Annotated in this window: 25 protein-coding genes; 4 read left to right on the plus strand and 21 right to left on the minus strand. The window is 71.4% G+C overall.

Annotated elements, in window-relative coordinates; all coding sequences use genetic code 11:
* Positions 1-5: 5 nt before the first annotated feature.
* From mce1N to QRX50_RS05050, 7 genes are all read right to left on the minus strand, one after another.
* Positions 6-449, minus strand: coding sequence for a transport-regulating membrane protein Mce1N (gene mce1N, locus QRX50_RS05020; RefSeq protein WP_285970794.1), 444 nt, complete (start codon positions 447-449; stop codon positions 6-8).
* The gene (locus tag QRX50_RS05025) at positions 449-1084 is read right to left on the minus strand and encodes a hypothetical protein (protein WP_285970795.1); all 636 of its coding nucleotides are present in this window, start codon (positions 1082-1084) and stop codon (positions 449-451) included. Before QRX50_RS05025 ends, mce1N begins: the two co-directional genes overlap by 1 nt.
* 25 nt (positions 1085-1109) lie before the next feature.
* Complete coding sequence (hemB, locus tag QRX50_RS05030) at positions 1110-2081, minus strand: porphobilinogen synthase (RefSeq protein ID WP_285970796.1); 972 nt, start codon at positions 2079-2081, stop codon at positions 1110-1112.
* A gap of 146 nt (positions 2082-2227) precedes the next feature.
* On the minus strand, positions 2228-3760 hold the full coding sequence (locus QRX50_RS05035; protein WP_285970797.1) for a bifunctional uroporphyrinogen-III C-methyltransferase/uroporphyrinogen-III synthase: 1533 nt from the start codon (positions 3758-3760) through the stop codon (positions 2228-2230).
* A gap of 95 nt (positions 3761-3855) precedes the next feature.
* Positions 3856-4806 (minus strand): hydroxymethylbilane synthase, encoded by a 951-nt coding sequence (gene hemC / locus QRX50_RS05040; RefSeq protein ID WP_285970798.1) that lies wholly within the window; start codon positions 4804-4806, stop codon positions 3856-3858.
* Between the two features lie 3 nt (positions 4807-4809).
* Positions 4810-6126, minus strand: a complete 1317-nt coding sequence (locus QRX50_RS05045) for a glutamyl-tRNA reductase (protein WP_285970799.1) — start codon at positions 6124-6126, stop codon at positions 4810-4812.
* Positions 6123-7028 carry a redox-sensing transcriptional repressor Rex gene (locus QRX50_RS05050; protein ID WP_285974363.1) on the minus strand — a complete coding sequence of 302 codons (906 nt, stop codon included), beginning with the start codon at positions 7026-7028 and terminating at the stop codon, positions 6123-6125. Before QRX50_RS05050 ends, QRX50_RS05045 begins: the two co-directional genes overlap by 4 nt.
* A gap of 223 nt (positions 7029-7251) precedes the next feature.
* On the opposite strand from QRX50_RS05050, the gene QRX50_RS05055 reads away from it, so the two are divergent.
* Entirely contained in the window at positions 7252-7485 is a 234-nt protein-coding gene (locus QRX50_RS05055; RefSeq protein WP_285970800.1) for a hypothetical protein, read from the plus strand.
* 103 nt (positions 7486-7588) lie between these two features.
* Here QRX50_RS05055 and QRX50_RS05060 read toward each other — a convergent pair whose 3' ends face one another.
* From QRX50_RS05060 to QRX50_RS05070, 3 genes are all read right to left on the minus strand, one after another.
* Positions 7589-9151 carry a molybdopterin-dependent oxidoreductase gene (locus tag QRX50_RS05060; protein WP_285970801.1) on the minus strand — a complete coding sequence of 521 codons (1563 nt, stop codon included), beginning with the start codon at positions 9149-9151 and terminating at the stop codon, positions 7589-7591.
* An 82-nt stretch (positions 9152-9233) separates the two neighbouring features.
* The gene (locus tag QRX50_RS05065) at positions 9234-9473 is read right to left on the minus strand and encodes a glutaredoxin family protein (RefSeq protein ID WP_285970802.1); all 240 of its coding nucleotides are present in this window, start codon (positions 9471-9473) and stop codon (positions 9234-9236) included.
* Positions 9474-9490: 17 nt separating this feature from the next.
* Positions 9491-11014 (minus strand): AMP-binding protein, encoded by a 1524-nt coding sequence (locus tag QRX50_RS05070; protein WP_285970803.1) that lies wholly within the window; start codon positions 11012-11014, stop codon positions 9491-9493.
* A gap of 278 nt (positions 11015-11292) precedes the next feature.
* Here QRX50_RS05070 and QRX50_RS05075 point away from each other — a divergent pair, with 278 nt between their 5' ends.
* Both QRX50_RS05075 and QRX50_RS05080 read left to right on the plus strand, forming a co-directional pair.
* Positions 11293-11997: a sigma-70 family RNA polymerase sigma factor gene (locus QRX50_RS05075; protein WP_285970804.1), complete on the plus strand. Its 705-nt coding sequence runs from the start codon at positions 11293-11295 to the stop codon at positions 11995-11997.
* Between the two features lie 122 nt (positions 11998-12119).
* Complete coding sequence (locus tag QRX50_RS05080; protein WP_353074087.1) at positions 12120-13151, plus strand: DUF5667 domain-containing protein; 1032 nt, start codon at positions 12120-12122, stop codon at positions 13149-13151.
* 96 nt (positions 13152-13247) lie between these two features.
* Here QRX50_RS05080 and QRX50_RS05085 read toward each other — a convergent pair whose 3' ends face one another.
* The gene (locus QRX50_RS05085; protein ID WP_285970805.1) at positions 13248-14051 is read right to left on the minus strand and encodes a maleylpyruvate isomerase family mycothiol-dependent enzyme; all 804 of its coding nucleotides are present in this window, start codon (positions 14049-14051) and stop codon (positions 13248-13250) included.
* A gap of 263 nt (positions 14052-14314) precedes the next feature.
* Between QRX50_RS05085 and QRX50_RS05090 the strand changes: the two genes are divergently transcribed.
* Positions 14315-15223, plus strand: a complete 909-nt coding sequence (locus QRX50_RS05090) for an HAD family hydrolase (RefSeq protein WP_285970806.1) — start codon at positions 14315-14317, stop codon at positions 15221-15223.
* 36 nt (positions 15224-15259) lie between these two features.
* Here the strand turns inward: QRX50_RS05090 and QRX50_RS05095 are convergent, their stop codons facing one another.
* The 10 genes from QRX50_RS05095 to QRX50_RS05140 form a co-directional block, all read right to left on the minus strand.
* On the minus strand, positions 15260-16279 hold the full coding sequence (locus QRX50_RS05095) for a lysophospholipid acyltransferase family protein (RefSeq protein WP_285970807.1): 1020 nt from the start codon (positions 16277-16279) through the stop codon (positions 15260-15262).
* Positions 16276-17322, minus strand: coding sequence for an NAD-dependent epimerase/dehydratase family protein (locus QRX50_RS05100; protein ID WP_285970808.1), 1047 nt, complete (start codon positions 17320-17322; stop codon positions 16276-16278). The genes QRX50_RS05095 and QRX50_RS05100 overlap by 4 nt, the downstream gene beginning before the upstream one ends.
* Before the next feature lie 282 nt (positions 17323-17604).
* Entirely contained in the window at positions 17605-17706 is a 102-nt protein-coding gene (locus QRX50_RS05105) for a 30S ribosomal protein bS22 (protein WP_007030867.1), read from the minus strand.
* 197 nt (positions 17707-17903) lie between these two features.
* Complete coding sequence (locus QRX50_RS05110; protein WP_037353555.1) at positions 17904-18119, minus strand: helix-turn-helix domain-containing protein; 216 nt, start codon at positions 18117-18119, stop codon at positions 17904-17906.
* Between the two features lie 186 nt (positions 18120-18305).
* Positions 18306-19118 (minus strand): pyrroline-5-carboxylate reductase, encoded by an 813-nt coding sequence (gene proC, locus QRX50_RS05115; RefSeq protein ID WP_285970809.1) that lies wholly within the window; start codon positions 19116-19118, stop codon positions 18306-18308.
* Between the two features lie 24 nt (positions 19119-19142).
* Positions 19143-19973, minus strand: coding sequence for a thioesterase family protein (locus QRX50_RS05120; protein ID WP_285970810.1), 831 nt, complete (start codon positions 19971-19973; stop codon positions 19143-19145).
* A gap of 145 nt (positions 19974-20118) precedes the next feature.
* Entirely contained in the window at positions 20119-20892 is a 774-nt protein-coding gene (locus QRX50_RS05125) for a sugar phosphate isomerase/epimerase family protein (RefSeq protein WP_285974364.1), read from the minus strand.
* Positions 20893-21253: 361 nt separating this feature from the next.
* Complete coding sequence (locus QRX50_RS05130; protein ID WP_285970811.1) at positions 21254-23065, minus strand: Rv0497 family membrane protein; 1812 nt, start codon at positions 23063-23065, stop codon at positions 21254-21256.
* Positions 23062-23220: a hypothetical protein gene (locus tag QRX50_RS05135; protein WP_285970812.1), complete on the minus strand. Its 159-nt coding sequence runs from the start codon at positions 23218-23220 to the stop codon at positions 23062-23064. Before QRX50_RS05135 ends, QRX50_RS05130 begins: the two co-directional genes overlap by 4 nt.
* On the minus strand, positions 23217-24200 hold the full coding sequence (locus tag QRX50_RS05140) for a Ppx/GppA phosphatase family protein (RefSeq protein ID WP_285970813.1): 984 nt from the start codon (positions 24198-24200) through the stop codon (positions 23217-23219). Before QRX50_RS05140 ends, QRX50_RS05135 begins: the two co-directional genes overlap by 4 nt.
* Between the last annotated feature and the right edge of the window lie 110 nt (positions 24201-24310).

A 24310-nucleotide genomic window follows, 5' to 3' on the forward strand; every position in this document is an offset into this window, starting at 1 on the left:
CTGCGTCATTTTGCCTCGTTCGCCTCGACCAGCCGGGTGAGCGCCGCTTTGAGGGCCTCGACATCACGGGCCCACGCGAGCACGACCGTGCCGTCGTCGAGCTTCACGGGCAGCTCGTCGTACTTGTTCGGCACGCTCCAGCCACCGCCGAGCACGCGCGCGCCAACCGGGGTGCCGACGTCGGCGACATCCGCGATCCGCTTCGCCTCGACGCTTTCGCGGCCCTGGCGCAACGCCTGCGTGGTCACCTCCAGCGAGAGGAACCGCCGGCGCGCGTAGACCCACGGGATCGTGAGCCCGCAGAGCGCGACCGCGATCAGCAGCCACGGGATCCAGTGCACCGGTCCGCCGGTCGCCAGCTCCGCCACCGCGCCGAGTACCGCGAACAGCGGCCCCCAGGCCAGCGAGCGCCAGCCGACGCCGGGTTCGGAGTAGAGCGTGCGGTCCATTACAGCTTCTTGCCGACCTTGGGGAAGAAGTCCTTGGTGCTCGGCAGGTACAGCAGCACCACCAGGATCACCAGCAGCAGCGACGACACCACCGAGAACACGCTGCGCACGAGCCCGAGCTGGAACACCAGCCCCAGCAACGCCAGCATCGTGACGACGGTTCGGGCCGAGCGCGTGCCCTCGCGGGCCTTGTAGGCGAACAGCACCATGATGATGCCGAAGCACAGCGCGCCGACGAACAGCGCCCACACCAGCGTGGTGGCGTTGGACTCCAGTTGCGCCAGGTCGAGCTTGCGCCCGGGCGGCGTCGCCTTCACGGCCTGGTCGACGAGCTGCTGCTTGAAGAAGATCGTGACCACCTGACCGATCAGCAGCACGAGGGACGCGACGATCGTGAGGATGAACGCGGCCCTGACCGGACCCGGGGCCTGCTCCTTCGGCGGCTCCGCGGCGTTCTGCATGTACCCCGGGTACGACGCGGCGGGCGGCGCCTTGGGGAAGCCGGCCGGGAGCTCTTTCGCCTGCTCCTCGACGTGCTCGACCTGCTCGGCTTCGTTCGGCGCAGGCTCCGACTTCGCGAGGTTCTCGCTGGTCAGCCCCGCGGGTTCGGCGGTGTTGTCGTCCTTCTCGGCCACTCGTGGACTCTAGCCCAGTGCGGGCTCAGTCGAGCCAGGCGGCGGCTTCGGTGGCCCAGTACGTGAGGATCAGGTCGGCGCCCGCGCGGCGGATCGACGTGAGCACCTCCAGGATCGTGCGCTCGCGTTCAAGCCAGCCGTTGGCCGCGGCGGCCTCGACCATCGCGTACTCGCCGGAGATGTTGTACGCCGCCACCGGAACCGGCGAGATGTCCGCCGCCGCCTTGATGACGTCCAAATAGGACAGAGCCGGCTTGACCATGATCATGTCGGCGCCCTCGCCGAGGTCCAGCTCGATCTCGCGCAACGCTTCGCGCGCGTTGCCCAGGTCCTGCTGATAAGTCTTGCGGTCGCCCTTGAGCTGCGAGTCGACGGCCTCGCGGAACGGGCCGTAGAACGCGCTGGCGTACTTGGCCGAATAGGCGAGGATCGCCTTGTCGCTGTGGCCCACCTCGTCGAGCGCGCGGCGGATCACCCCGACCTGGCCGTCCATCATGCCGCTCGGCCCGAGCACGTGCGCGCCCGCTTCCGCCTGCGCCACGGCCATTTCCGCGTACACCCGCAGGGTCGCGTCGTTGTCCACCGCGCCGTCCGCGTCGAGCACTCCGCAGTGGCCGTGGTCGGTGAACTCGTCGAGGCACGTGTCGGCCATCAGGACGGTCGCGTCCCCGAGCTCCTGGCGCAGGTCCCGCAGCGCGACGTTGAGAATGCCGTTCTCGTCGACCGCACCTGATCCCTCGGCGTCCCGCTGGGCCGGCACTCCGAAAAGCATCAGCCCACCCACGCCGGCGTTCACGGCGTCGACCGCGGCCTTCCGCAATGTGTCCCGGGTGTGCTGCACAACCCCCGGCATGCTCGAAATCGGCCGCGGCGCGTCAATGCCCTCGGCCACGAACATGGGCAGAATCAGCTGACGCGGGCGAAGCGTCGTTTCACCGACCAGCCTGCGCATGGCCGGCGTGGTACGGAGCCTGCGGGGTCGATGCTCAGGGAACACGCCGTCCACGGTACTCCCGCTGCTCGCCGCACATTTCGGCTGCCCTCGGGAAAAACCACGTTCTGACAAGGTGTCTGGAAACTTCGGGACACGAAAAAGGGCTCCTCCCCGAACCCGGGGAGGAGCCCTTCGCAAACCACGAACCGTCAGCTACGACGCGCCCGCTTCGCCTTGCGCGGCGGCGGCAGAGCGCCCTCCGCGCGGAGCCGGGCGGCGTGCTCGGCCAGGGCGTCCACCAGGTGCGGCACGTCGGCCTTCTCCGGCTGGACGTCGACGCGCAGGCCGAATTCCACGGCGGTTTCCGCGGTCTTCGGGCCGATGCACGCGACCAGGGTGCGCGTGTGCGGCTTGCCGGCGATGCCGACCAGGTTGCGCACCGTCGAGGACGAGGTGAAGCAGACCGCGTCGAAGCCGCCGGTCTTGATCATCTCGCGGGTCTCGGCGGGCGGCGGGGCGGCGCGGACCGTGCGGTAGGCCGTGACGTCGTCGATTTCCCAGCCGCGGTCGCGCAGGCCGGCCGACAGGGTCTCGGTGGCGATGTCAGCGCGCGGCAGTAGGACGCGGTCCACGGGGTCGAGCACGTCGTCGTACGGCGGGAACTCGGCGAGCAGGCCTTCGGACGATTGCTCGCCCGACGGGATCAGCTCGGGGATGATGCCGAACGAGCGCACCTTGGCGGCCGTCGAGGCGCCGACGCAGGCGATCTTCACGCCAGAGAATGCGCGGGCGTCGAGGCCGAACTCCTCGAACTTCTCCCACACCGCGCGCACCGCGTTGGTGGAGGTGAAGACGATCCACTGGTAGCGGCCGTCGACGAGGCCCTTCACCGAGCGCTCCATCTGCGCCGGGCTGCGGGGCGGCTCGACGGAGATCGTGGGCACCTCGTGCGAGGTCGCGCCGTGGCCGCGCAGGCGTTCGGCCATCTCACCGGCCTGCTCCTTGGTGCGCGGCACCAGGACCTTCCAGCCGTAGAGCGCGCGCGACTCCCACCACGACAGCTTCGAGCGCTGCCCGGCGGCCTGGCCGATGGTCACGATCAGCGGGCCGACGAGCTCACCCGCGTCGTTGCCGAGGGTGGCGAGCGTGGAGTCGAGCGTGCGCTGGGTGTTGATGGTGCCGTTGGCCGTCACGGCGACGGGCGTGGACGGCGGCATGCCCTTCTCCGTGAGCCGGCTTGCGGCCTCGGCCAGGTGCGCCGAGGTGGCGTGCAGCACGAGCGGGCCGGGCTGCGCGGCGAGCGCCGCCCAGTCGACCTCCCCGCGGACGTCGACCTCGGTGTGGGTGCCGCCCAGTGCGACACCGGCGTAGGCCGGCACCGCGGCGCCGGGCGAAACGCCCGGGATCACCTCGAACACGGCGGAAGTGCGGGCCACGGCCTGCACCTCGTTCACCACGGCGGGGGTGGTCAGCGGGTCGCCGGCGACCAGGCGCAGCACGAGCCGCCCGGCCTTTGCCTCGGTGGTCAGGTCCTTCGACACGTCGGCGGGCTCACCGACGGCGGGCCGGACCTCGGCGCCGGGCGCGGCGAGCGCGAGGACGGTGGCGGGCACGTCGGGATCGGTCACCACGACCTCGGCCTTGGCGAGCAGCTCCTGGGCGCGGACTGTGAGCAGCCCGGCGTCACCGGGGCCCGAGCCCACGAAGGCGACGCGCCCAGCGGTCTTGCGAGCGGGGGTCATCTCTGGCGTTTCTCCTGTCAGGCGGCCGGGTGCATGGGCTGCACAGTCGGCCGCAAGTGTGTGGTGCTGGTCGTTCGGGTGCGGTGCAGCGTGCGTCACTGGGCGGGGCCGGACAGCAGGGCGCCGGCACCCAGGTCGAGGAGCTCGGCGGCCAACGTCCGGCCGAGCTGCTCTGCCTCGGCGAAGTCGGCGAGTGCGGAAGCCCGCAGCATGTCGACCGCGCCGTTCTCGCCCTCGACGGCCGCGGTGCCGCGCAACGAGATCCGTTCCACGACCGCGCCCTCGGAGTCGAGGTCCTCGACGATCTCGGCGAGCGCACCCACGGGTGCGCTGCACCCCGCCTCGAGCGCGGCCAGCAGGGAACGCTCGGCCGTCACCGCGGCCCGCGTGCCCTCGTCGTCCAAACTGGACGCGAGCAGGTGCTCCACGTCCACGTCTTCGGCCCGGCACTCCACCGCCAGCGCCCCCTGTGCGGGAGCGGGCAGCATCTGGATCGGGTCGAGGGTCTCGGTGATCGCCCCCACCAGACCGATCCGGGCCAGTCCGGCACGCGCGAGCACCACGGCATCGAGCTCGCCGTCGGTCACTTTGCGCATGCGGGTATCGATATTGCCCCGAATCGGCACGATTTCCAAACCGAGGCCCAGCGCGAGCAGCTGCGAGGTGCGCCGCGGCGCCCCCGTGCCCACCTTGGAACCCGGCGGGAGCTCACCCAGCGTGAGGCCGTCGCGGGCGATCAACGCGTCGCGCGGGTCCTCGCGCGGCGGCACGGCGGCGAGCACGATGCCGGCCGCCGGCGCCGTGGGCAGGTCCTTGTACGAGTGAACGATGACGTCGATTTCCTTGCGCAGCAAGGCCTCCCGCAGCGCCGAGGTGAAGACGCCGACGCCGATCTGCGGGATCGGCTTGCTGGAGACGTCGCCGGGGGTGGTCACCGTGACGATCTCGACCTCGGCGCCGGTGGCGCGGATCTTGTCGGCCACGGTCTCGGTCTGCGCGACGGCGAGCTTGCTGCCCCGCGTCCCGATGCGAATCACTCTGTCCACTGCTTACTTCTTCTCGATGTCTGGCGGCACGGCGGTGGGGCTCGCCACAGCCGCGGGGGCCTGCGGGTCGAGGCAGAACAGCTCGCGCAACGCGTTGGCGTAGTCGGTGTCGGCCGTCTCGGCGGCCAGCTGCTTCACCCGCACGGTGGGCGCGTGCAGCAGTTTGTCGACGACACGGCGAACCGTGCGGCCGACTTCTTCGCGGACCTGCGTGTCGAGGTCCGGGAGGCGGTTGTCCAGACGCAGCAGCTCCGCGTCGACCACCTCGGCCGCGCGGCGGCGCAGCGCGGTGACGGTGGGCGTGACCTCGGCGCTGCGCTGGCCGGCGAGGTAGTCGCGCACCTCGTCGAGCACGATGCCGTTGGCCTTGATCGTCTGGCGTTCGGTGGTCGGGGCGCCGGCGTCGCGCATGCGGCGCTGGATCGTCTCGAGGTCGACGACGGTCACGTCGGCCAGCTCGGCCACGCCCGCGTCGACGTCCTTCGGCAGGCCGAGGTCGCACACCACAAGCGGGCGGCCCGCGCGGACGGGCACGTGCTCCGCCAGGAACACTGCGTCCTGCGCGCCGGTGCACGACACGACGACGTCGGCCTTCGCCACGGCGTCGGCCAGCTCGGACAGCGGCACGGCGCGCGCGGGCACGCCCTCGATCGCGGTCTTCTCGGCCAGGCGCGCGGCCTTGGCCTCGGTGCGATTGGCCACGGTGATCTCGCCGATGCCGGCCTTGCGCAGGTGCGACGCGGTGAGCGCGCCCATCGAGCCGGCGCCGACGATCAGCGCGTGTTTGCCCAGGAGATCACCCGCGGCGGCCAGCGCCTCGGACACCACGGACGCGCCCAGCTGGTCGAGACCCGTCTCCGAGTGCACGCGCTTGCCGACGCGCAGCGTCGTCTGGATCAGCTCGTGCAGCGTGCGCCCGACGGTGCCGGCCTCACGCGCGGTGGCGTAGGCCGAGCGGACCTGGCCGAGGATCTGCGTCTCGCCGACGACCATCGAGTCGAGGCCCGACGTCACGGAGAACAGGTGCTCGACGGCCGCACCGGCGTAGTGCACGTAGAGGTTGTCGTACAGGTCGGCGGGCTCCATGCCGGCCTGGCGGGCGAGCACGTCGGAGACGTCGTTGACGCCGCCGTGGAACGTCTCGACCACCGCGTAGACCTCGATGCGGTTGCACGTGGAGACCAGCATGGCCTCGCTCACGCTCTCCGCCTGCTGCAACTCGTGCAGGACCTTCGTGACCTCTTCGGCGGGCACGGCGGCCCGTTCGAGCGTGGTCAGCTCCGCACTTCGGTGGGAGAGCCCGACCGCCAACACGCTCATCCGCGCACCACCATTCCAAGACCGCCGTCTGCCTGTCCGTTGCCGCCACTGCCATTGTCGATCGGCAGGCCGGCGTCGGGTAACCCGGTATTCCCCTGAATTGCCAGGGCGTCATCGGCACGGCGAGCCACGTGGAACGAGAGGATCTGCAATTCGACCGCCAGGTCGACCTTGCGGACCTCGATGTGCGCCGGCACCTGGAGCACCACCGGCGCGAAGTTCAGTATGCACTGGACGCCGCCCGCTACCAGCCTGTCGCAAACGGACTGCGCAGCGGTAGGAGGTGTGGCGATGATCCCGATGGAAATCTGCCGTTCGGAGCAGACGCGCGGGATTTCGTCCAGGTGCGAGACGGGCAGTCCCCCTACGGGAACCCCGACGAGGTCGGGGTCGAGGTCGAACAGCGCTTCGACGGGGAAACCGCGGCCGGGGAACCCGCCGTAGTTGGCCAGCGCGTGACCGAGGTTACCGATCCCGACCACGGCGACGCGGTGCTGGCGGGTGAGGCCGAGGATGCGTTCGATCTGGCTGACCAGCACCTGCACCTCGTAGCCGACGCCACGCGTGCCGTACGAGCCGAGGTAGGAGAGGTCCTTGCGCAGCTTGGCGGAGTTCACGCCCGCGGACGCGGAGAGCTCTTCGCTGGCGACGGTGGTCGCACCCTGCTCCGCCATGCCCGACAGGACCCGGAGGTACACGGCGAGGCGCGCGACGGCCGCTTCGGGGATCTGCTTGGCGCGGACGGCCGTCTCGACGGCGCTGTCGACCGCGGGCATCTCCGCCGTGGGCGCGTTGTCGGCATCAGGCGCTGCCCGCCGGGCGCGGCCGTTGCCCTTCGCGGCCCGGCGGGGTGGTTCAGCGGGCGGTTCGGCACCGCTGCGCCTCCCCCGCTGTGTCACCACGCCGGCCACTCCTCAAGATTGGGTCGCATCTCTTGACCCCGCGACTGGAGTCCGGTTCAATGCCGGGCTTTTGCGGGACGGGTTACTACGGTAGTCCACTTGTGAACGCACGCACAAAGTCACTGGTCATCGACATGACGCGACGCACACCTGCGCCCGATCAGGTGACAGCGGCGCGGGCGGCGTCGAGTGGCGGGCCCGGCCGGGCAAGATCGTCCGCGCCTTGCCCGCGTTTCGGAGGTTGTTCAGGCTGTCGGCCACCCACTGGATCTGGTACGTCTTCTCCCCGATCGTCGTCATCGGCGGCGCCTACCTGTACTACCGGCGCTACCAGCGCCACCGCGCCGCCATCCGGTCCTTCGCCGCCGAACGCGGCTGGTCCTACACCGAACGCGAGCCCGACCTGGTGGGCCGCTGCTACGGCCGCCCGTTCGAGTGGGTCACCCGCGGCCGCTGAGGCCCGCTCCGGCTGTGCCAGCGCGCCCCAATGTGGCGTTCGGTGCGCTCAACGCAACCAATGCCGCATTGGGGTGCTTCGGGCGCGCTGGGCTGAAGGCCCGTCAGGCGTTCACCATCACCGAGTGCCAGCCCGAAGCGCCGTCCGGCACCGGCTCCGCGGCCTGGTCCGTCTGCGTGTAGCCCGACTGGTCGGTCGCGCGCACCGTCACCGTGTGGCTGCCCGAGGGCACGGCCAGGTCGGTCCACCACATGCGCCAGGTGTCCTTGTTGACCTCGGTCGACAGGGTGGTCGGCTGCCACGGGCCCTGGTCCACGCGCACCTCGACCTTGGCGATGCCGATGTGCTGGGCCCACGCCGTGCCAGCGACGCGCAGCTTGCCCGAGGTCACCTTGGCGGTGTCGATGCGCGACTCGGTCTTGATGGGCGCCTGTTCGGCCCAGCCGCGCTGCAGCCAGTAGGACTGGCGGTCGTCCCACTTGGCGAACTCGAGGCTGGTGACCCACTTCGTCGCGGAGACGTAGCCGTACAGACCCGGAATGACAATCCGCGCGGGGAAACCGTGTTCGACGGGCAGGGGTTCGCCGTTCATGCCGATGGCGAGCATGGCGCCGCGCGTCGGGTCGAGGGCGATCTTGGCCGGGGTGCTGCAGGTGAAGCCGTCGATGCTCGTCGCGTACATCTGTTCCGCGCCCGATTGCACGCCGGCCGCGTCGAGCAGGTCGACGAGGTCCACGCCGATGAACTTGGCCGTGGAGATCAGATCCCCGCCGACTTCGTTCGAGACGCAGGTCATGGTGATCTCGCGCTCGACCAGGGGCCGCGAGCGGATGTCGTTGTAGGAGAACGAAACCTCGCGGTTGACGAGGCCGTGGATCTTCAGGTTCCACTCCTCGGTGCGCACCTGCGGCACCACGAACGCCGTGTCGATGCGGTAGAAGTCCGAGTTCGGCGTGATGAACGGCGGCGAGCCCAGCTTCTGGAAATCGGCGTCCGGCGGCAGCGGCGGGGCCTTGCGCGCGGCGACGAGCGGCCCCACGGCCGCACGCGAGGTGTCGGCGCTGCCCGTGCCCGAGATCACCTGCCCGGCGACGGCCGCGACCCCCGCGCCCGCCGCGACGCCGATTCCGCGGGACAGGACCTGCCGCCGCGTCGGCCCCTTCGGCGGGCGGCTCTCGTCGAACGCCGGCGGCAGTGCGTAGTGGTGCAGCCAGGTGAAGACGAACGCCGAAGCCGCCAGTGACACCACGGGCGCCAGCAGCGCGAGCTGCCCGACGTCGGTGCGCTCGTAGACCGCCGCGACACCGGCGATGCCCAGCAGCACCACCACGATCTGGCCGCCCCGCGGCGTGCGGCGCGAAACCTGCCCGGCCAGCACCGCGAACAGCACCAGCACCACGGCCAGGCCGATCTTCAGCACGGTCTTGTCCGCCGTGCCCAGTGTCCGCTCCGCCCACACCACCACGGCGTGCGGACTGTGCGCGATCACGAAGTCGGCGACGGCCACGAACGGTGACGCGTTGTAACCGACGAAGCCGGCGATGAGGTGCCCCACGCCCAATGCGGTGATCAAGGCCGCCAGCCCGACCAACGACGCGATCGGCAACGACAGCCGCCGCGGCTCCGGGGGTTTGACGGTTTGCGGGGCTTCCTTCAACACGCTCACCCCACCATCTTCGGCGGGCTCAGGCCCCGGGACCGTCCGGAACCCTTACGACTTGATTACCGCACCGGACTATCCGGTGAAACTATCCGGCCAACGCCCGGCGGAACCGCTCTTCCTCCACGCGCCAGTACCCGTGTTCCGCACCGTCGATGAGGATCACCGGAACCTGGTCGCCGTACTCGGCTCGCCACTCGGCGTCACTGTCGACGTCCGCGAGCTCCCACGGCACGTCGAGCTCACCGCAGATCCGCGCGACGTCGGCCTCGGCCACCTCGCAGAGGTGGCAGCCGGCGCGCGTCATCACCGTCACCTGATGCACCACCGCAGTCTAGAACCGCGTCAGCGCAGCTTCAGCCGCCGCAGCTTCCCGGTGGCCGAGTGCGGCAGGTTCTCCACGAACTCCACGAGGTGCGGCACCTTGTACCCGGCCAGGTTCGCCGCGCACTGGTCACTCACCTGCTGCTCGGACAGGGCCGCGCCCTCGGCCGGCACCACGACCGCCTTCACGGCCTCGCCGCTGCGCTCGTCGACGACCCCGACCACGGCGACCTCCGCCACGCCCGGCAGCCGCGAGATCACGTCCTCGACCTCGTGGGGGTAGACGTTGAAGCCGTTGACGATGATCAGGTCGTTGGCTCGGTCGACCAGGTGCAGGTCGCCGTCGAGGTCGAGGTAACCGACGTCACCGGTGCGGAACCAGCCCTCGGCGTCGGGGCCGTGCGCGCCGTCGGGCCAGTAGCCGGAGAACAGGTTCGCGCCGCGGATCGACACCAGGCCGGTGTCGCCACCGGACTCGAAGACGTCGGCGACGTCGTCCGGGTCGAGCGGCACGCCCTCCTCGGTGCCGTCGCTGTCCACCAGCCGCAGCTCGATGCCGGGCAGCGGCCGCCCGACCGAGCCGGGCTTCGGGTAGCCCGTGACCAGCGTCGACGTGACCACGGGCGCGCATTCGGTGAGGCCGTAGCCCTCGTAGACGTCGTGGCCGGTGGCCTCGCGGATCGCCGCCAGCACGCGCGGGTGCAGCGGCGCGGCGCCCGAGGTCAGCATCCGCACGGTCGCGAGCCCGCGCGCCAGCTCCTCGGCGCCGAGGTCGGCGAACTCGGTGTACATGGTCGGCACGCCGGCGATCGAGGTGACGCGGTGCTCGGCGCAGTCGTCGAGCGTCTTCGCCGGCTCGAAACGCTCCGAGAGCACCAGCGTCGCGCCCACGGACGTCGCTTGAAGCAGGCCGGGCCCGAGGCCGTAGACGTGGAAGAGCGGGATGGTCACGAGCACGCGGTCCTCGTGCACCAGCACGCCCTCCACGCGGCTGAGCTGCTCGAGGTTCGCCAGCAGCGCGCGGTGCGAAAGCAGCACACCACGCGGCGGGCCGGTGGTGCCGGAGGTGTAGGAGATCACCGCGATGTCCTCGCCGGCGCGGCCGAGGTCCACGGGGTCGCCCCCGAGCTCGCCGCGCGGCGACAACGCCGTGAGGACTTCGGGCAGCTCGGTGTCGTCCACGTCGCCGCGCTGGATCACGAACCGCGGATCGCAGTGCGTCAGCAGCTGTTCCAGCTCCGGCGCGGGCGCCTGCGGGGACAACGGCACCGCGATCGCGCCGGCGCGCAGCACCCCGTACAGGGCGACGGCGAAATCCGCCGACGTCGGCAGCCGCAGCACGACCCGGTCGCCCGGCTCCACGCCGGCTTCCACGAGCCGCCGCGCCTGCGCGTGAGCCGCCTCGTCGAGCTCCCGCCAGGTGAGCGTGGCCCCCGTGCCGGTCTCGGTGATGGCCGTTTCGTCCGCCCACCTGGCCGCCGCCTCGGTGAGCAGCTGCGCGACACCCTCCACCCGGCCCCCTTCCTGCTGTAGCCCTTTTGTCATCTTGTCACCCGTAACGGGGATGCCGCGCGATCGTCGCACCTCCGGTACCGCGGGACCTCTACCTACTTCGCGGTAACTACACGTATGCTGCACTGCGTCGCCGGGTGGCGTTGATCACTGCCGGGTGACGCGAGGGAGGGAGTCGCCGTGACGAACTTGCTGGTCCACACAGTTGTGGGACACGTTCAGCGGCCCGCTCCTGTTCGCGTGGGAGACGGGCGCACAGCTCGCCGCGAAGGCCGCCCGCCCGGCCTTCGGACCGCAGGAGGTGCCGCCCTGTGACCCTGCCGACCACCGCGAGCCGCGGCCCCGTCGTGATGTTCGCCGAACGTGCGTTCGGGCGGCCCGCCGCCGTCCCGCTGACCCGTGCGACCGAGGCCGCGCCGGTCCCGGACCCCGCCGAAGCCGCCAAGATCGAGGCGTGGGACCTCGTCCGCGAGGCGCAGGAGGGCGACTCCTCGGCGTTCGGAAAGCTCTACGACCGGTATGTCGACGTCGTCTACCGCTACGCGCTGTTCCGCCTCGGCGACCGCGAGCTGGCCGAGGACGTCACGAGCGAGACGTTCCTGCGCGCGCTGCGCCGGATCACGTCGGTGAGCTACCAGGGCCGTGACGTCGGCGCCTGGTTCGTCACGATCGCCCGCAACCTGATCCTCGACCACGTGAAGTCGAGCCGCTTCCGCCTCGAGGTCGTGACCGACGAGGTGAGCGAGCCGGGCGCGGCACCGGTTTCGGCCGTCGGGCCGGCCGCGCAGGCCGGGCCGGAGCAGCAGGCCATCGCGGGCGCCACGCGCGCGGAGCTGCTGCGCTGCGTCGCCGAGCTGGGCGAGGACCAGCGCGAGTGCATCGTGCTGCGGTTCCTGCAGGGGCTGTCGGTCGCGGAGACGGCCCAGGTGATGCACCGCAACGAGGGCGCGATCAAGGCGCTGCAGCACCGCGCTGTCCGCCGTCTGGCCCAATTGCTGCCCACCGGGCTGCGCTGACTTTTTCACGTCCCGGCGCAACCGTAACTTCTTCGTCTTCTTAATCGTTTCTCCACGCAGACCGGCTGTCAGGGCCGGGGCTGGTAGAGCTTTGTGAAGCTTTGTGGAGACGGAGCAGCACCGTGGGCGTGCCCGGGTGGTTTTCGCGGGATCGAGCCGAGAACGAGCGGTTCGATCGCGCCCTGGACCCGTCGCCCGTGGAGCGCGACGGCGAGTTCGCCGACGAGCTGGCCGTGGTCGCCGCCCTGCGCTCGCTGGGCGAGGCGGGCGCGCCCGACGTCGAGACGCGCGAGCGCATCCGGGCGGAGATCGAGGGCCGGCTCGGCGACCCCGTCGTCCGGCAGCGCTGGAAGCCGCGGATGGCCGACCTGGTGGCGGCCGGCATCGCGCTCGTACTGGGGCTGGCCGGGCTGACGCTGCTGCTGTCGCGCAACGCCATGCCGGGCGACGCGCTGTACACCGTGAAGCGCGCGGGCGAGGAGACGTCGCTGGGGCTGACGTTCGGCGACGAGGCCAAGGCCCGCAAGCACCTGGAGTTCGCGGCCGGCCGCGTGAGCGAGCTGAGGCTGATGACGGACGCGTCGCCTTCGGCGTACCGGACGGCGCTCGGGGACTTCAGCAGCGATGTCCGCGCGGGCGTCACGGCGTTGACGGCCCTGGCGACGGGCGGCAGCGGGCGGACGCAGCTGTCGGACCTCGAGACGTGGACGAAGGAGCAGGCCCGGCTGCTGGCGGCCGAGCAGCCGCGGATCCCGACGTCCGCGCGTGCGGACTTGAGCGGCGCCCGCGGGCTGCTCACGCGCGTGCAGCAGCGGACGTCGGCCCTCGTGTCGCGGCTGAACTGCTACGAGATCACCACGGGCAGCTCCGACGAGCTGGGCCTGCTTCCGGCGCGGGGCGCGTGCACGCAGCAGCCCACGCGGCCCGGGGCCTCGGCGCCGGCTTCTCCTCGGCCCCCGGCCCCACCCCGGCGCCGACCGAAAGCGGGGTGCCGCCGGCGACCGGGACGTCGTCCTCGCCGGACCTGGCCGTGTCCAGCACGCCGACGCCGACGTCCGGCGGCAGCGCCACCGCTCCTCCGCCGGTGTTCTCACCGCCGATCACCGCGCCGACGACGCCGCGGCTGCCGACGACCAGCCCGCCGCCGCCGTTGATCTCAATCCCGCCGCTGCTACCGGGCCTTCCGCCCATCGTCATCGGGTGATCGACGTACGCCCTCTCCGGTGGACGGGCATCGGAGCTCGGTCCGGTCAGTCGGCGGCGTGGGCGGTGCTGTCCAGCCAGTGCTGGGCGAGGTCGGTGTCGCCGTCGACGCTGACGTGGGTGGTTTCGCGATCGGAGAGAGGGGCCCGGCGGGTCAAGATCAGCAGCAGCGATTGGGCCGGGCCGGTCACCGTCACGTCGGCCTGCCGGGTTCCGGGCTGCCAGGTCGCGCCGTCCGGCTGCCGTTCGACGAACCAAGCGCCCGTGCCGTCCGCCGTGTCGGTGGCCCGCCACTGCAGGGTCTGCCCGGTGCCCCGGATCGCTTGAGCGGACTCGGGCCGCTGCATCTTCCACGTGGGCGAGGTGAGCATCGCGAGGTGGTTGCCGATGAGCGCGGCGGCGATGCCGGCGTCGACCTCGACCGGCCGGCCCGCCGCGATGGCCGCGTCGAAGCCGTGGACGACCGCCTCGTTCACCATGCTGGACATCCAGAATCGCGTCCCGGATCGCCCGTCACCCGCGGCGTTGAACACCGGCGCGTCGAGCGCGTCATCGGAGCACGCGCTCGCCACCCGCTGCGCGGACTCCGACAGCCACGCCGGCCACTCGCGGGGATCGGCAGGCAGCACGGCCATCTCCGTGGGCAGCTGTGTGGGGTCGTTGATCCGCTGCTCGATGATCTCCGCGACCCAGTTCTGAGTCTGGCCCAGGTGCGCGACCAGGTCGGTGACGGTCCACTTCGGGGCTGTTGCCACGGCGGCGTCGGGTCCGGCCGCGGCGGCCGCTTCCGCCAGCCGGCGGGTGTGTTCGACGATCGCGCGCCGAGCGGTTTCCGCGTTCAGTTCAGTCATGGGAGTGTCCTCGGTTTCCGGGTAGCCGGTGATCGTTCACTGGGCGCCCGCCCCCTGCGGGCACCTTCGACTACGCGTCGAACGACGATAGCCGGGATCGACAACCCGCATCACAATCTTCGGAACGACGGATCCAGGTGATCACGCGGCGCTCCCGCAACCCCTGATCGAGGCCCTCACCACACCTGGAACGGGTGAGTCGCAGGGTCGCTACGCTGTGCGTCAGGACCCGGCCGTTCCCGGCCGCCGGGACGTGCCCGAACGTGGAGGCGGTGTGCGTGTCAGCTTGGCGTGGCAAGGATAAGAGTCAGGAACTCGAACGGCTCGCCACGATCGCGGGCGAGGCGTCGGCCGAGGCCGCCACCATCACCGCGAACGCCCAGCCCGCCGTGCCCCCGGCACCGCCGGACCTGACCGCGGCCGCGTTCTTCGACGTGGACAACACGATGATGATGGGCGCGTCGATCTTCTACTTCGCGCGCGGCCTCGCGGCGCGCAAGTTCTTCACGTCCGCCGACCTCGCCGGTTTCGTGTGGCAGCAGGTGAAGTTCCGCCTGGGCGGGCGCGAGAACAAGGAGGACATCAAGTCCCACCGCGAGCGCGCACTGTCCTTTGTGGCCGGTCGCACCGTCGAGGAGCTCACGAGCATCAGCGAAGAGATCTACGACGAGCTCATGGCCGACAAGATCTGGTCCGGCACCCGCGCGCTGGCGCAGATGCACCTCGACGCGGGCCAGCGCGTGTGGCTCGTGACCGCCACCCCCATCGAGCTCGCGGCGATCATCTCCCGGCGCCTGGGTCTCACGGGCGCTCTGGGCACCGTCGCGGAAACCAAGGACGGCGTCTACACCGGCCGCCTGATGGGTGACCTGCTCCACGGCCGCGCGAAGGCCCACGCCGTCCGCGCGCTCGCCTCCCGCGAAGGTCTGAACCTCAAACGCTGCACCGCGTACTCCGATTCGCAGAACGACGTGCCCATGTTGTCCGCTGTCGGCACCGCCGTGGCCATCAACCCGGACTCCGGCCTGCGCGACGTGGCCCGCGCCCGCGGCTGGGAAATCCGCGACTTCCGCACGGGCCGCAAGGCGGCGAAGATCGGCGTCCCGTCGGTCCTGGGCGCCGGCGCGCTCGCGGGCGCGGTCGCCGCCGGCATGGCTTACCGCCGCCGCTGACGTCGACGCCGGCGGCCTGAGCCGGCTTCAGCCGCCTCAGCCGCGGAAGATGTTCTTGCGCTGCGCGAGCCGGCGGTACAGGGCCTGCTGGATGGATTCCCGCACCTGGTCCGTCAGGGTGAACACGAGCATCGGGTCGTCGACGGCGTCCGGGGTGAAGTCGTCCGTGCGGATGGGCTCGCCGAACTCGATGGTCCACTTCGTGGGCAGCGGGACGGCGCCGAGGGCGCCCAGCAGCGGGAAGAACGGCGTGACCGGGAAGTACGGCAGGCCGAGCACCCGCGCGAGCAGGCGGAGGTCGCCGAGTTTGGGGTAAGTCTCCTCCGCGCCGACGACGGACACGGGGATGATCGGCACGCCCGCGCGCATCGCGGCGGAGACGAAGCCGCCGCGGCCGAAGCGTTGCAGCTTGTAGCGCGCGGAGAACGGCTTGCCGATGCCCTTGAAGCCCTCCGGCCACACGCCGACGAGCTCGCCGCCGCTCAGCAGGCGCTCGGCGTCGGCGTTGCAGGCCAGCGTCTGGCCCGCCTTGCGCGCGAACGAGCCCACCAGCGGCATCTTGAACACCAGATCCGCGCCGAGGCCACGCAGGTGGCGCCCGCCCGTCTCGTCGTGGACGGCGACGGCGGTCATCAACGCGTCGAGCGGCAAGGTGCCCGAGTGGTTCGACACGAGCAGCGCGCCGCCGGTCGCCGGGAGGTTCTCGACGCCGAAAGTGTCGACGCGGAACCATTTCTCGTACAACGCGCGCAGCGGCGGCAGCACGAGGGTCTCGGTGAGCTCGGCGTCGAAGCCGAACTCGTCGACGGTGTAGTCGCCCGTCAGGCGGTTCCGCAGGAAAGCCAGCGCCGACCGCACGGACTCCGGCAAGGGTTCCGGCTCGGCGGGAGCCGGCGGGGCGGCCGGGAAAGCCACCACCGGCGCCTCCGAAGAAGGTTCCGAAGAAGGCGACGGCGGCGCGGCCGGCGGCGAAACCCGCCCCGGGCCGTGCAATGGGATCACCTGAGCCTCGGCTCCGTTCACGGTGTGCGCCTCACTTCCGGTCACGGGGCTCATCGGCCGGCCTGCCCGGTCGCGGCGGCCACGAAGACCTTGCCGGCCAGCGAGGCCAGCCGGGCGCCGTCGAACACCGGGCGCAGGCCCCGGCCCGCGGTGTAGTCGTCGAACGCCTCGCGCGTGGTGAAGCGAGGCTGATAACCGAACTCCGTCTTGAGCTTCGTGATGTCCACGACCCGCCCGAAGTTCAGCAGGCGGACCTGGTCGGCCGAGAAGTCGACCACGCGCGCGCCCCGCAGAACCTTGCCCACGGACGGCACGACGGCGCTCGGCATCGGCAGCCCAACGCGGCCCGCCCGGCGGATCGCCTGGGACAACCCGAGTACCCCGTCCGACGCGACGTTGAACACGCCCGGCTTGTCCTGCAGCACGGCCTGCTCCAGCACGCCCAGCGCGTCGGAGGCGTGCAGCAGCTGCAGGCGCGCGTCGTAACCGAAGACGGTGGGCACGACCGGCAGCGCGAAGTAACGCGAGAGCACCGTGTCGACCTCGGGCCCGATGATGTTGGCGAAGCGCGCGAGCGTGACCGTGATGTCGGGCCGGCGGCGGGCGAGGCCGCGCACGTAGCCCTCCATCTCCACGGCGTCCTTCGCGTAGCCGCTGGACGACGCCGGGATCAGCTCCGAGTCCTCTGTGAACACGGCCTGCGAACGCGCCCCCGCGCCGTAGACGGCCGCGGTGGACTTGACCACGAGCTTGCGCACCTTCGGCGAGCTCTGACAGGCCGCCAGCAGCCGCATGGTGCCGATCACGTTCAGTTCCTTGACGGCGGAGCGGCGGCTCGGGCCGGCCGGGTGGGCCAGGCACGCCGTGTGCACCACCGTGTCGACGCCGGCGCTGCTGATGACCTTGGCGATCAGCGGGTTGCGGATGTCGGCGCGCACGAACTCCGCTTTGCCCATCCGCTGCAGCACATCCTTCGGGGGCGGCGCGGTGTCGACGCCGATCACGCGCTCGAAGGCGGAGTTGGTGCCGAGGCGGGCGAGGAGCTTCCCGCCCAGGTCTCCGGCGACCCCGGTGACGAGCACGACGTTCGACGGCATGGGACTCCCTGTGCGGCTGGGCTGTTCGGCTGGGCGTGAGGGGGCGGACGATCACCCGAAGTGCACGAGCCTGCACTCATTGAAGGCACTAGACGTATCGCGCCGACGCACCACCGATGTTACCGGCGCCAGGGGGTGCCCTGACCAGGTCTTACTTCGTATTTACAACTCCACCCGGGAATTGCGGCTCACGCCTCACTCGATCGGGGGAGAAGGCCCACCACATGGACGTGGCCCGTCCAGAGACTGGACGGGCCACGGCGCATCAGCTGTGGGGCTGGCTCACTTGCCGGCCTTACGACGCTGCACTCGCGTGCGGCGAAGCAACTTGCGGTGCTTCTTCTTGGACATGCGCTTGCGGCGCTTCTTGATCACGGAACCCATGGGCGCTCCTAAAGTTGTCGTCGGTCACGCTGCCCGGCGCAGCGTCCAACGGGTGGAGCGCACAGGCACGAGCGGTCTACCAGGTTACCCGCGTCCTGACGCGGGCCGGTCGGCGGGCATGGCTAGCGCATGCCCGGCGACCGCCCAGGCCCCGCCCCACCGCCGCCCTCAACGGAGCGGCGTGCCGCACTGAGCTGCTATCCGACGTCGAAGTAGGCACCTTGCAGGTACTCGTGCACAGCCTTTTCGGGCACCCGGAACGACTTGCCCACCCGCACAGCGGGGAGCTCGCCCGAGTGCACCAGCCGGTACACGGTCATCTTCGAGACCCGCATCAGCGTGGCCACCTCGGCGACTGTCAAAAACTGGACCTGCCCTACCGCGGGCAAATCCTCCTTCTTGTTCGGCGACATGATTACCGCGTCCTTCGACACGTGTCGCGCCACGAGGCTTCCCCACCTGTGGTATCGACACGCACGTGCTCTTCCAGAGGGTAGCGGGACACGTGGGACTAGTGCGACGGCTGTCACCGGGATGGGCCCCTACCTGCGAGTTTTCGCCGCACGGATAACCCACTCGGGTCCGGTTTGCCGGTTTTTTCAGTCTTCGTGGGCGCGGCCGAGCTCTTCCGAGCGGTCGCGCGCGGCCTCGATCGCGTCGAGCAGAGCCGCCCGGACGCCGTGCTTCTCGAGCTCGCGGATCGCGTTGATGGTGGTGCCGGCGGGCGAGGTGACGGCCTCGCGCAGCAGCACGGGGTGGTCCTTGCCCTCGGCGAGCATCTTCGCGGCACCCACGGCCGACTGGATGATCAGCTGCCCCGCGAGCGCGCGCGGGAGGCCGAGCAGGATGCCGGCGTCGATCATCGCCTCGACCAGGTAGAAGAAGTAGGCCGGTCCGGAGCCTGAGAGGGCCGTGACGGCGTCCTGCTGCGATTCGGGTACCTCGACGACCTGGCCGACGTGCGAGAGCAGCTCGCGGACCGTGGCCAGGTGTTCGGCGGTGGCGTAGCGGCCGGGCGACATCGCGCTCATCGCCTCGCCGACCAGCATCGGCGTGTTCGGCATCACGCGGACCACGGGCACCCCGTCGGCCAGGCGCCGCTCGTACAGCGCCGTCGGCAGCCCCGCGCACAGCGAGACGACCAGTGAGGACGCCCCGAGCAGCGGCGCCAGCTCCGCCAGCACCGGCTCGATGTCCTGCGGCTTCACGGCCACCACGAGCACGTCCGCGCGCTTGGCGGCGTCCTCCACCGTGGCCGCGCGCATACCCGGGTAGCGCTCCTCGAGCTCGCGGACGCGGCCCTCGTAGCGCTCGGTGAAGAGCAGGTCGCCGGGCGCGTGGCCCCCGTGCAACAGCCCCGACAGGAGGGCTTCGCCGATCTTTCCCGCGCCCAGCACCGCGATCACACTCATGCCACTGAGAGTGCCAAACGCGCGTCAGGCTCCTGGTGCCGGGGCGAGCGCGAGCTGGCGCGCCTGTGCGACGAGGCGGCCCTGGGAGTCGACCACCGTGGCGTCGGAGTCGAACCAGGCCTCGTGCACCGAACGCGATTCCACCAGGATGCGCAGCCAGCCGGGGGCCGGGCGCGTGCGCAGGAAGGCCGTCAGCTGCACCGTGGGCGCCCAGCCGATCCGGCCGAGGTTGGCCACCACCGGCGGATTGAGGTCGCCCGCCAGGAGTGCGAAGTAGACGTCGCCGATCCCGTCTCGCGGACGTACCCACAACTTCAGCCGCGGCGGGTCACCGGCGCGCCCGGCGAGGTACCCCGCCGTGGCCTGGTCCACACGGACCTCGCAGCTGGCGGAGAGGTTGAACACGCCCTCCGAGGTCTCGGCCCCCAGCGGCACGGCACCCGAAGGCGGTTCGGCCGGCAGCTGCGGCACGTCACTCCACTCCGGGCGGCGCATCGGGAGCCGCCCGGTCGTCACGCGCGCCTCCACGCAGCTTCGCCCGCGCTGCTCCAGCCGCACCCCGACCACCGACGCGCGGCGGCCGACCTTGCGGACGTCGGTGCGCAGCAGCACCGGCCCCAGCGCCGGTGCGTGCAGGAACTCGGCGCTGACCACCAGCGGTTCGGCCGTGGGTTCGCCGCGTTCGCCGAGCACGGCCGTGGCCGCCTTGGCGAGCAGGGCCAGGAGGAATCCGCCGTGCGGGTGGTTCGCGATCGCCCATTCCGCTCTCAGCGTGGCCGTGAAGGTCCCGTCCCCGAGGGAGCGGACCGCGCTGGCCGTGTCGAAGGCCGTCGCCGTGTTTTCGGCCCGGCTCACGAACGGCCGGCCACGGCGGTGCGTGTGGCGAAGAAAGTCAACGATCGCAACGAGTTCACGGTCGGCACTTTACGTGTCGATGAGCCGGAAGAGGGTGTCCCGGGGCACGGGACCGCCCGGACAGCCGATCATGCTAACGACCTGGTCACTGTCCGAGGTGCAAGCGGGCGAACAGCAGTGCCTCCGCGAGGGCGCGGGCCCGCTCCGCGGTGGTCACGGCGTGGCGCGTGTTGACCTCGAGCACGACCTGGCCGGTGAAACCGTCGCTGACCAGCTTTTCCAGCAGTTCGGCGCACGGCTGACCCCCGTGGCCCGGGATCAGGTGCTCGTCCTTGGGCACGCCGGTGCCGTCGGCGAGGTGGACGTGGCTCAGGCCCTCCCCCATCCGCTCGGCCAGCGCGAGCGCGTCCATCCGCGCGGCGGCGCTGTGGGAAAGATCAAGCGTGTAGTGCCGGAACCCGACGTCCGTGGGATCGATCGACGGCCGGAACGCCGACACCCGTGCGTTGCGCGACCCACCCGGCGGCCGCACCTTGAACATGTTCTCCACGGCGACCTCGATGCCGGACTTTTCCTCCAGCTCGTCCACGAGGTCCCCGAACGCGTCGCCGTAGCGCCGCTGCCACCGGAACGGCGGATGCACGACCACGGTCCGCGCCCCCAGCTGTTGCGCGGCCTCCACGGACTTCCGCAACCGGATCTCGGGATCCGGCGACCAGACCCGCTGCGTGATCAACAGCGACGGCGAGTGGATCGACAGGATGGGCACGTTCGTGCGCTTCGACCACCGGCGGACCGCCGCGACGTCCTGGCTGATGGGGTCCGCCCACACCATGACCTCGACCCCGTCGTACCCGAGCTCCGCCGCGAGCTCGAACGCCGCCCCGGCCCGCAGGGGCCACACCGACGCAGTGCTCAGGCCCACAGGTATCGGCTTCTCAGGCGCGCTCACGGGGACATCCTGCCTTGCCCGCGGTGGGCGCGGGCGGGTGGGAAGTGTCCGCGGTTGAAAGCAGGGCCTCGCGGGGCGACGTGCGTTGGGAGTGCACCCCGAAGCTGGATTGTGTTGACGGCAAGAAGGCTTCGGATCGGGGTGCCGGGGCGGGTCTGGGGGCAGGTTTCGTCGCGTGGGTGGGTGACGGTTGCGTGGGCGGGTGCGGCCTGGGTGCGGAGTGGAGTCGGTAGGCAGGTGCGGTTTCGTGGGGCCAAAGCGAGCCGAAACGCAAGAACTCCCGGCCCGCAACCAGCGAGACCGGGAGTTCCCGACAAACCCAAAACCCCTAACGCCCTACCAACAACAGCGCGGCCGGGGACACCGTCACCACCAGGCCCACCAGGATGGCCAGCAGCGTCGTCTGCAGGTCTTCCGCGCGGCGGATCTTGCGGACGATCCACACCAGCGCCACGATCACCAGCAGCGCGCCCACGAGGGCAGCCGGCGCGAGGTTGACCCAGAGCCAGTTGAAGCCGAGCCAGACGGCGGCGCCGCCGACGACGCCGAGGGCCAGCTGGCCCGCGAGGGTGAGCCACTGTTTGCCCGGGGAGCCTTCGAGGGCCGGCTCGGCGGCCGCGGGCGCGGCGGCGGGTTCTTCGGGGGCGACGTCGTCGTAGTCGTCCTCGTAGTCGCCGTGCTGGTCGTAGCCGTAGTCGTCGCCGTCGAAGTCCGGGGAGCCCGGTTGGGCGAACTCGCGCTCGTACTCGGACAGGTCGTCGTCGACGGGGCCGCCGCCCGGGGCGAACGGCATGGGCGCCGGGTAGCCCGCGGTGGGCGGGCCGGCGTCGAAGTCGGCGGGGGCTGCCATGGTGGGCGGCCCGCCGTCGTAGTCGCCTTCGGGCGGGTACGGCTCGGCGTAGTCGTCGGCCGCGTAGTCCTCGTCGGCGTAGGCGTCGGCAGACTCGCCCGGGACGACTGGCATCACGCCGATCTCGGTGTCCTCGAGCTGTTCCTGCTGACGACGTTTGCGCCAACCCGCCAAGCCCGGCGGCTGCGCGGGCGGACCACCCGGGCCAGGACCAGCCGGGCCAGGACCACCCGGGCCGGGACCGGGAGCCACCTCAGGCGCCTCCGGTTCGACCCCGGCCACCGCGTCGAACTGCTCCGTGTGCGGGTCCTGCTGCGGCGCGGGGCGGCGGCCCGGCGCCCGGCGCGGACGTTGCGGCGCACCCGCCGGGAACGCGCCACTGGCCATGGGCGACTCGGGCACGTCGGCGTCGGGCGTGCCGTCGAGACCGTCGAGCCGCGACGCGAGTGTGCCGCCCGGCGCGGGCGGCGGGCCGGGACGACGGCGCACCGGCGGCACCTGGTTGCGGGTCTCTTCCGCACCCGGCGGCGGCACCGGCTGCTGACGCGTCGGACGCCCGCGCGGCGGCACCGGCATCTGGCCGGACTCCTGCGGCGGTGCGGGCGGACGCACGAACTGGCTCGATTCGGGCGAAGGCGCCGGCGGAACCGGCAGCTGCGCCGACTCCTGCGGCCGCACGAACTGCCCCGACTCCTGCGGCGGCGCGGGCGGACGCGAGTACCCCGTCTCCTGCGGCCGCACGAACTGCCCGGACTCCTGCGGCGGCGCCGGCGGCCGGGCGAACTGCCCCGACTCGGGCGACGGCTGCCGCACGAACCCGGAATCCTGCTGCCCGTTCACCGGCCGGACCGACCGCGTCGGCGGGCCGGAAGGACCACCAGGGCCACCCGGACCCGCGGGACCAGGACCAGGCCCACCCAATCCGGCCGGCCCCTGAGGACCGGCGGGCGGCGCGGGAGGAGCAGCAGGCGGACGCTGCAACGGCCCCGACTCCTGCGGCACCGCCCGCGGCGCGGGGGCCGCGGGTCCGTCCGAACGACGACGGCCACCCGCCGAGCGCGAAGGCGGCGGCGGAGTGCCGCCGTCGCTGGTCACGCGGTCGATGATCGCCTGCGGGGCGGTGTCACTCACACCCGCGGCGCGACGGCCGTCCTCCGGCTGCTGCTCGGGGGCTTCGTCGTCGTCGGCTGCGCGACGCCTGCGCCGCCGTGAACCCTCGACCTGCTGCCCGTGCTGGGCGAGCAGTTCGGCCACGGTCTTCTGGGGCGGGGCGCCGTTCTCGTCGGTCATACCGTGCTGTCCAAAGCGCGCTCGGGGTTGGCCACCGCACGAGCCGGCGGCCGGACGCAGGCGGCGCCGCGCGCGCTGAACACCGTGCTGTGCATGTCCGTCACCTCTTCACCGTGCCTGTTTTCCGTCACCGAAGTCCAGTCCGCTGCTGTCACCGGTCCTCCCCGTTCGCCGAAACGCCGGTGAGGGCGGCCCCAGTTTCGTCCGCGCCGTTGGAATGGTCCAGCCGTCGCAGGATGACACCCTCTCGCAGTGCCCATGGGCAGATCTCGAGTTCTTCGAGAGAGAGCGCCCGCATGGCGGCTTGCGCCACCAGAGCACCCGCCACGAGCTGGTGCGACCGGCTCGAGCTGACCCCCTCGAGTTGCGCGAGGTCCGCTGCGGGCATGCGCGAGATGAAGGCGATGAGCTGGCGCAACGCGGTGTCCGTGAGCGTACGGCGCACGCGCGGGCCCGCCGCCGAGGGGGCCGCGCCGGCGAGCCTGGCCAGGGAGCGGAACGTCTTCGACGTCGCCACCACCCGATCGGGTTCACCCCATTTCGCGACCTTCTTCGCGAGCCCGCTGAGCTGGTCCTCCAGCCATGCCGAGGTCGCCACGACCTCCGAGCGCGTGGGCGGGTCGTGGTGGAAGCGCGTGCGCGTGGTGCTCCCGGCGCCCAGCGGCAGCGACTCCGCGAGCACGGGTTCCTCGTCGCGGCCCATCGCGACTTCCAGCGAGCCGCCGCCGATGTCGAGCACCAGCACCTGGCCGGCCGACCAGCCGAACCATCGCCGCACGGCCAGGAAAGTCAGGCGCGCCTCGTCGACGCCGGAGAGCACCCTCAGCTCGACGCCGGTCTCGTCCGCGACTCTGGCCAGCACTTTCGCCGAGTTCTTGGCTTCGCGCACGGCCGACGTCGCGAAGGCCATCACGTCTTCACACCCGAGCCGGACGGCCGACGCACGCGCCGACTCCACGGCCCGCACGAGCTGGTCGGACCCCGCGCGGCTGAGGTCGCCGGTTCGCGTGATCTGCTCGGCGAGGCGCAACACGGCCTTCTCCGAGTGCATGGGCGTCGGGTGCGCACCACGATGGGCGTCGACCACCAGCAGGTGGACGGTGTTGGACCCGACGTCGAGTACCCCTAGGCGCACGAGGATCCAGCGTACCGGTCCCACAGCCAGGTCTCGAAACTGTAACCAACACCACTCGGTCCGGGCTCGACTCTGCGTGCCCGAACGCCCGCGCAGGGTGAAAAATGGAG

Source organism: Amycolatopsis sp. 2-15 (assembly GCF_030285625.1).
GTDB lineage: Bacteria > Actinomycetota > Actinomycetes > Mycobacteriales > Pseudonocardiaceae > Amycolatopsis > Amycolatopsis carbonis.

Excerpts from the sequence above, each read along its gene's own strand:
- QRX50_RS05085 (WP_285970805.1), bottom strand. The coding sequence starts at position 14,051 with ATGACTGAACTGAACGCGGAAACCGCTCGGCGCGCGATCGTCGAACAC.
- QRX50_RS05100 (WP_285970808.1), bottom strand. The coding sequence starts at position 17,322 with ATGCCGTCGAACGTCGTGCTCGTCACCGGGGTCGCCGGAGACCTGGGC.
- QRX50_RS05035 (WP_285970797.1), bottom strand. The coding sequence starts at position 3,760 with ATGACCCCCGCTCGCAAGACCGCTGGGCGCGTCGCCTTCGTGGGCTCG.
- mce1N (WP_285970794.1), bottom strand. The coding sequence starts at position 449 with ATGGACCGCACGCTCTACTCCGAACCCGGCGTCGGCTGGCGCTCGCTG.
- QRX50_RS05045 (WP_285970799.1), bottom strand. The coding sequence starts at position 6,126 with ATGAGCGTGTTGGCGGTCGGGCTCTCCCACCGAAGTGCGGAGCTGACC.
- QRX50_RS05070 (WP_285970803.1), bottom strand. The coding sequence starts at position 11,014 with ATGACAAAAGGGCTACAGCAGGAAGGGGGCCGGGTGGAGGGTGTCGCG.
- QRX50_RS05105 (WP_007030867.1), bottom strand. The coding sequence starts at position 17,706 with ATGGGTTCCGTGATCAAGAAGCGCCGCAAGCGCATGTCCAAGAAGAAG.
- proC (WP_285970809.1), bottom strand. The coding sequence starts at position 19,118 with ATGAGTGTGATCGCGGTGCTGGGCGCGGGAAAGATCGGCGAAGCCCTC.
- QRX50_RS05110 (WP_037353555.1), bottom strand. The coding sequence starts at position 18,119 with ATGTCGCCGAACAAGAAGGAGGATTTGCCCGCGGTAGGGCAGGTCCAG.
- QRX50_RS05095 (WP_285970807.1), bottom strand. The coding sequence starts at position 16,279 with ATGAGCCCCGTGACCGGAAGTGAGGCGCACACCGTGAACGGAGCCGAG.
- QRX50_RS05130 (WP_285970811.1), bottom strand. The coding sequence starts at position 23,065 with ATGACCGACGAGAACGGCGCCCCGCCCCAGAAGACCGTGGCCGAACTG.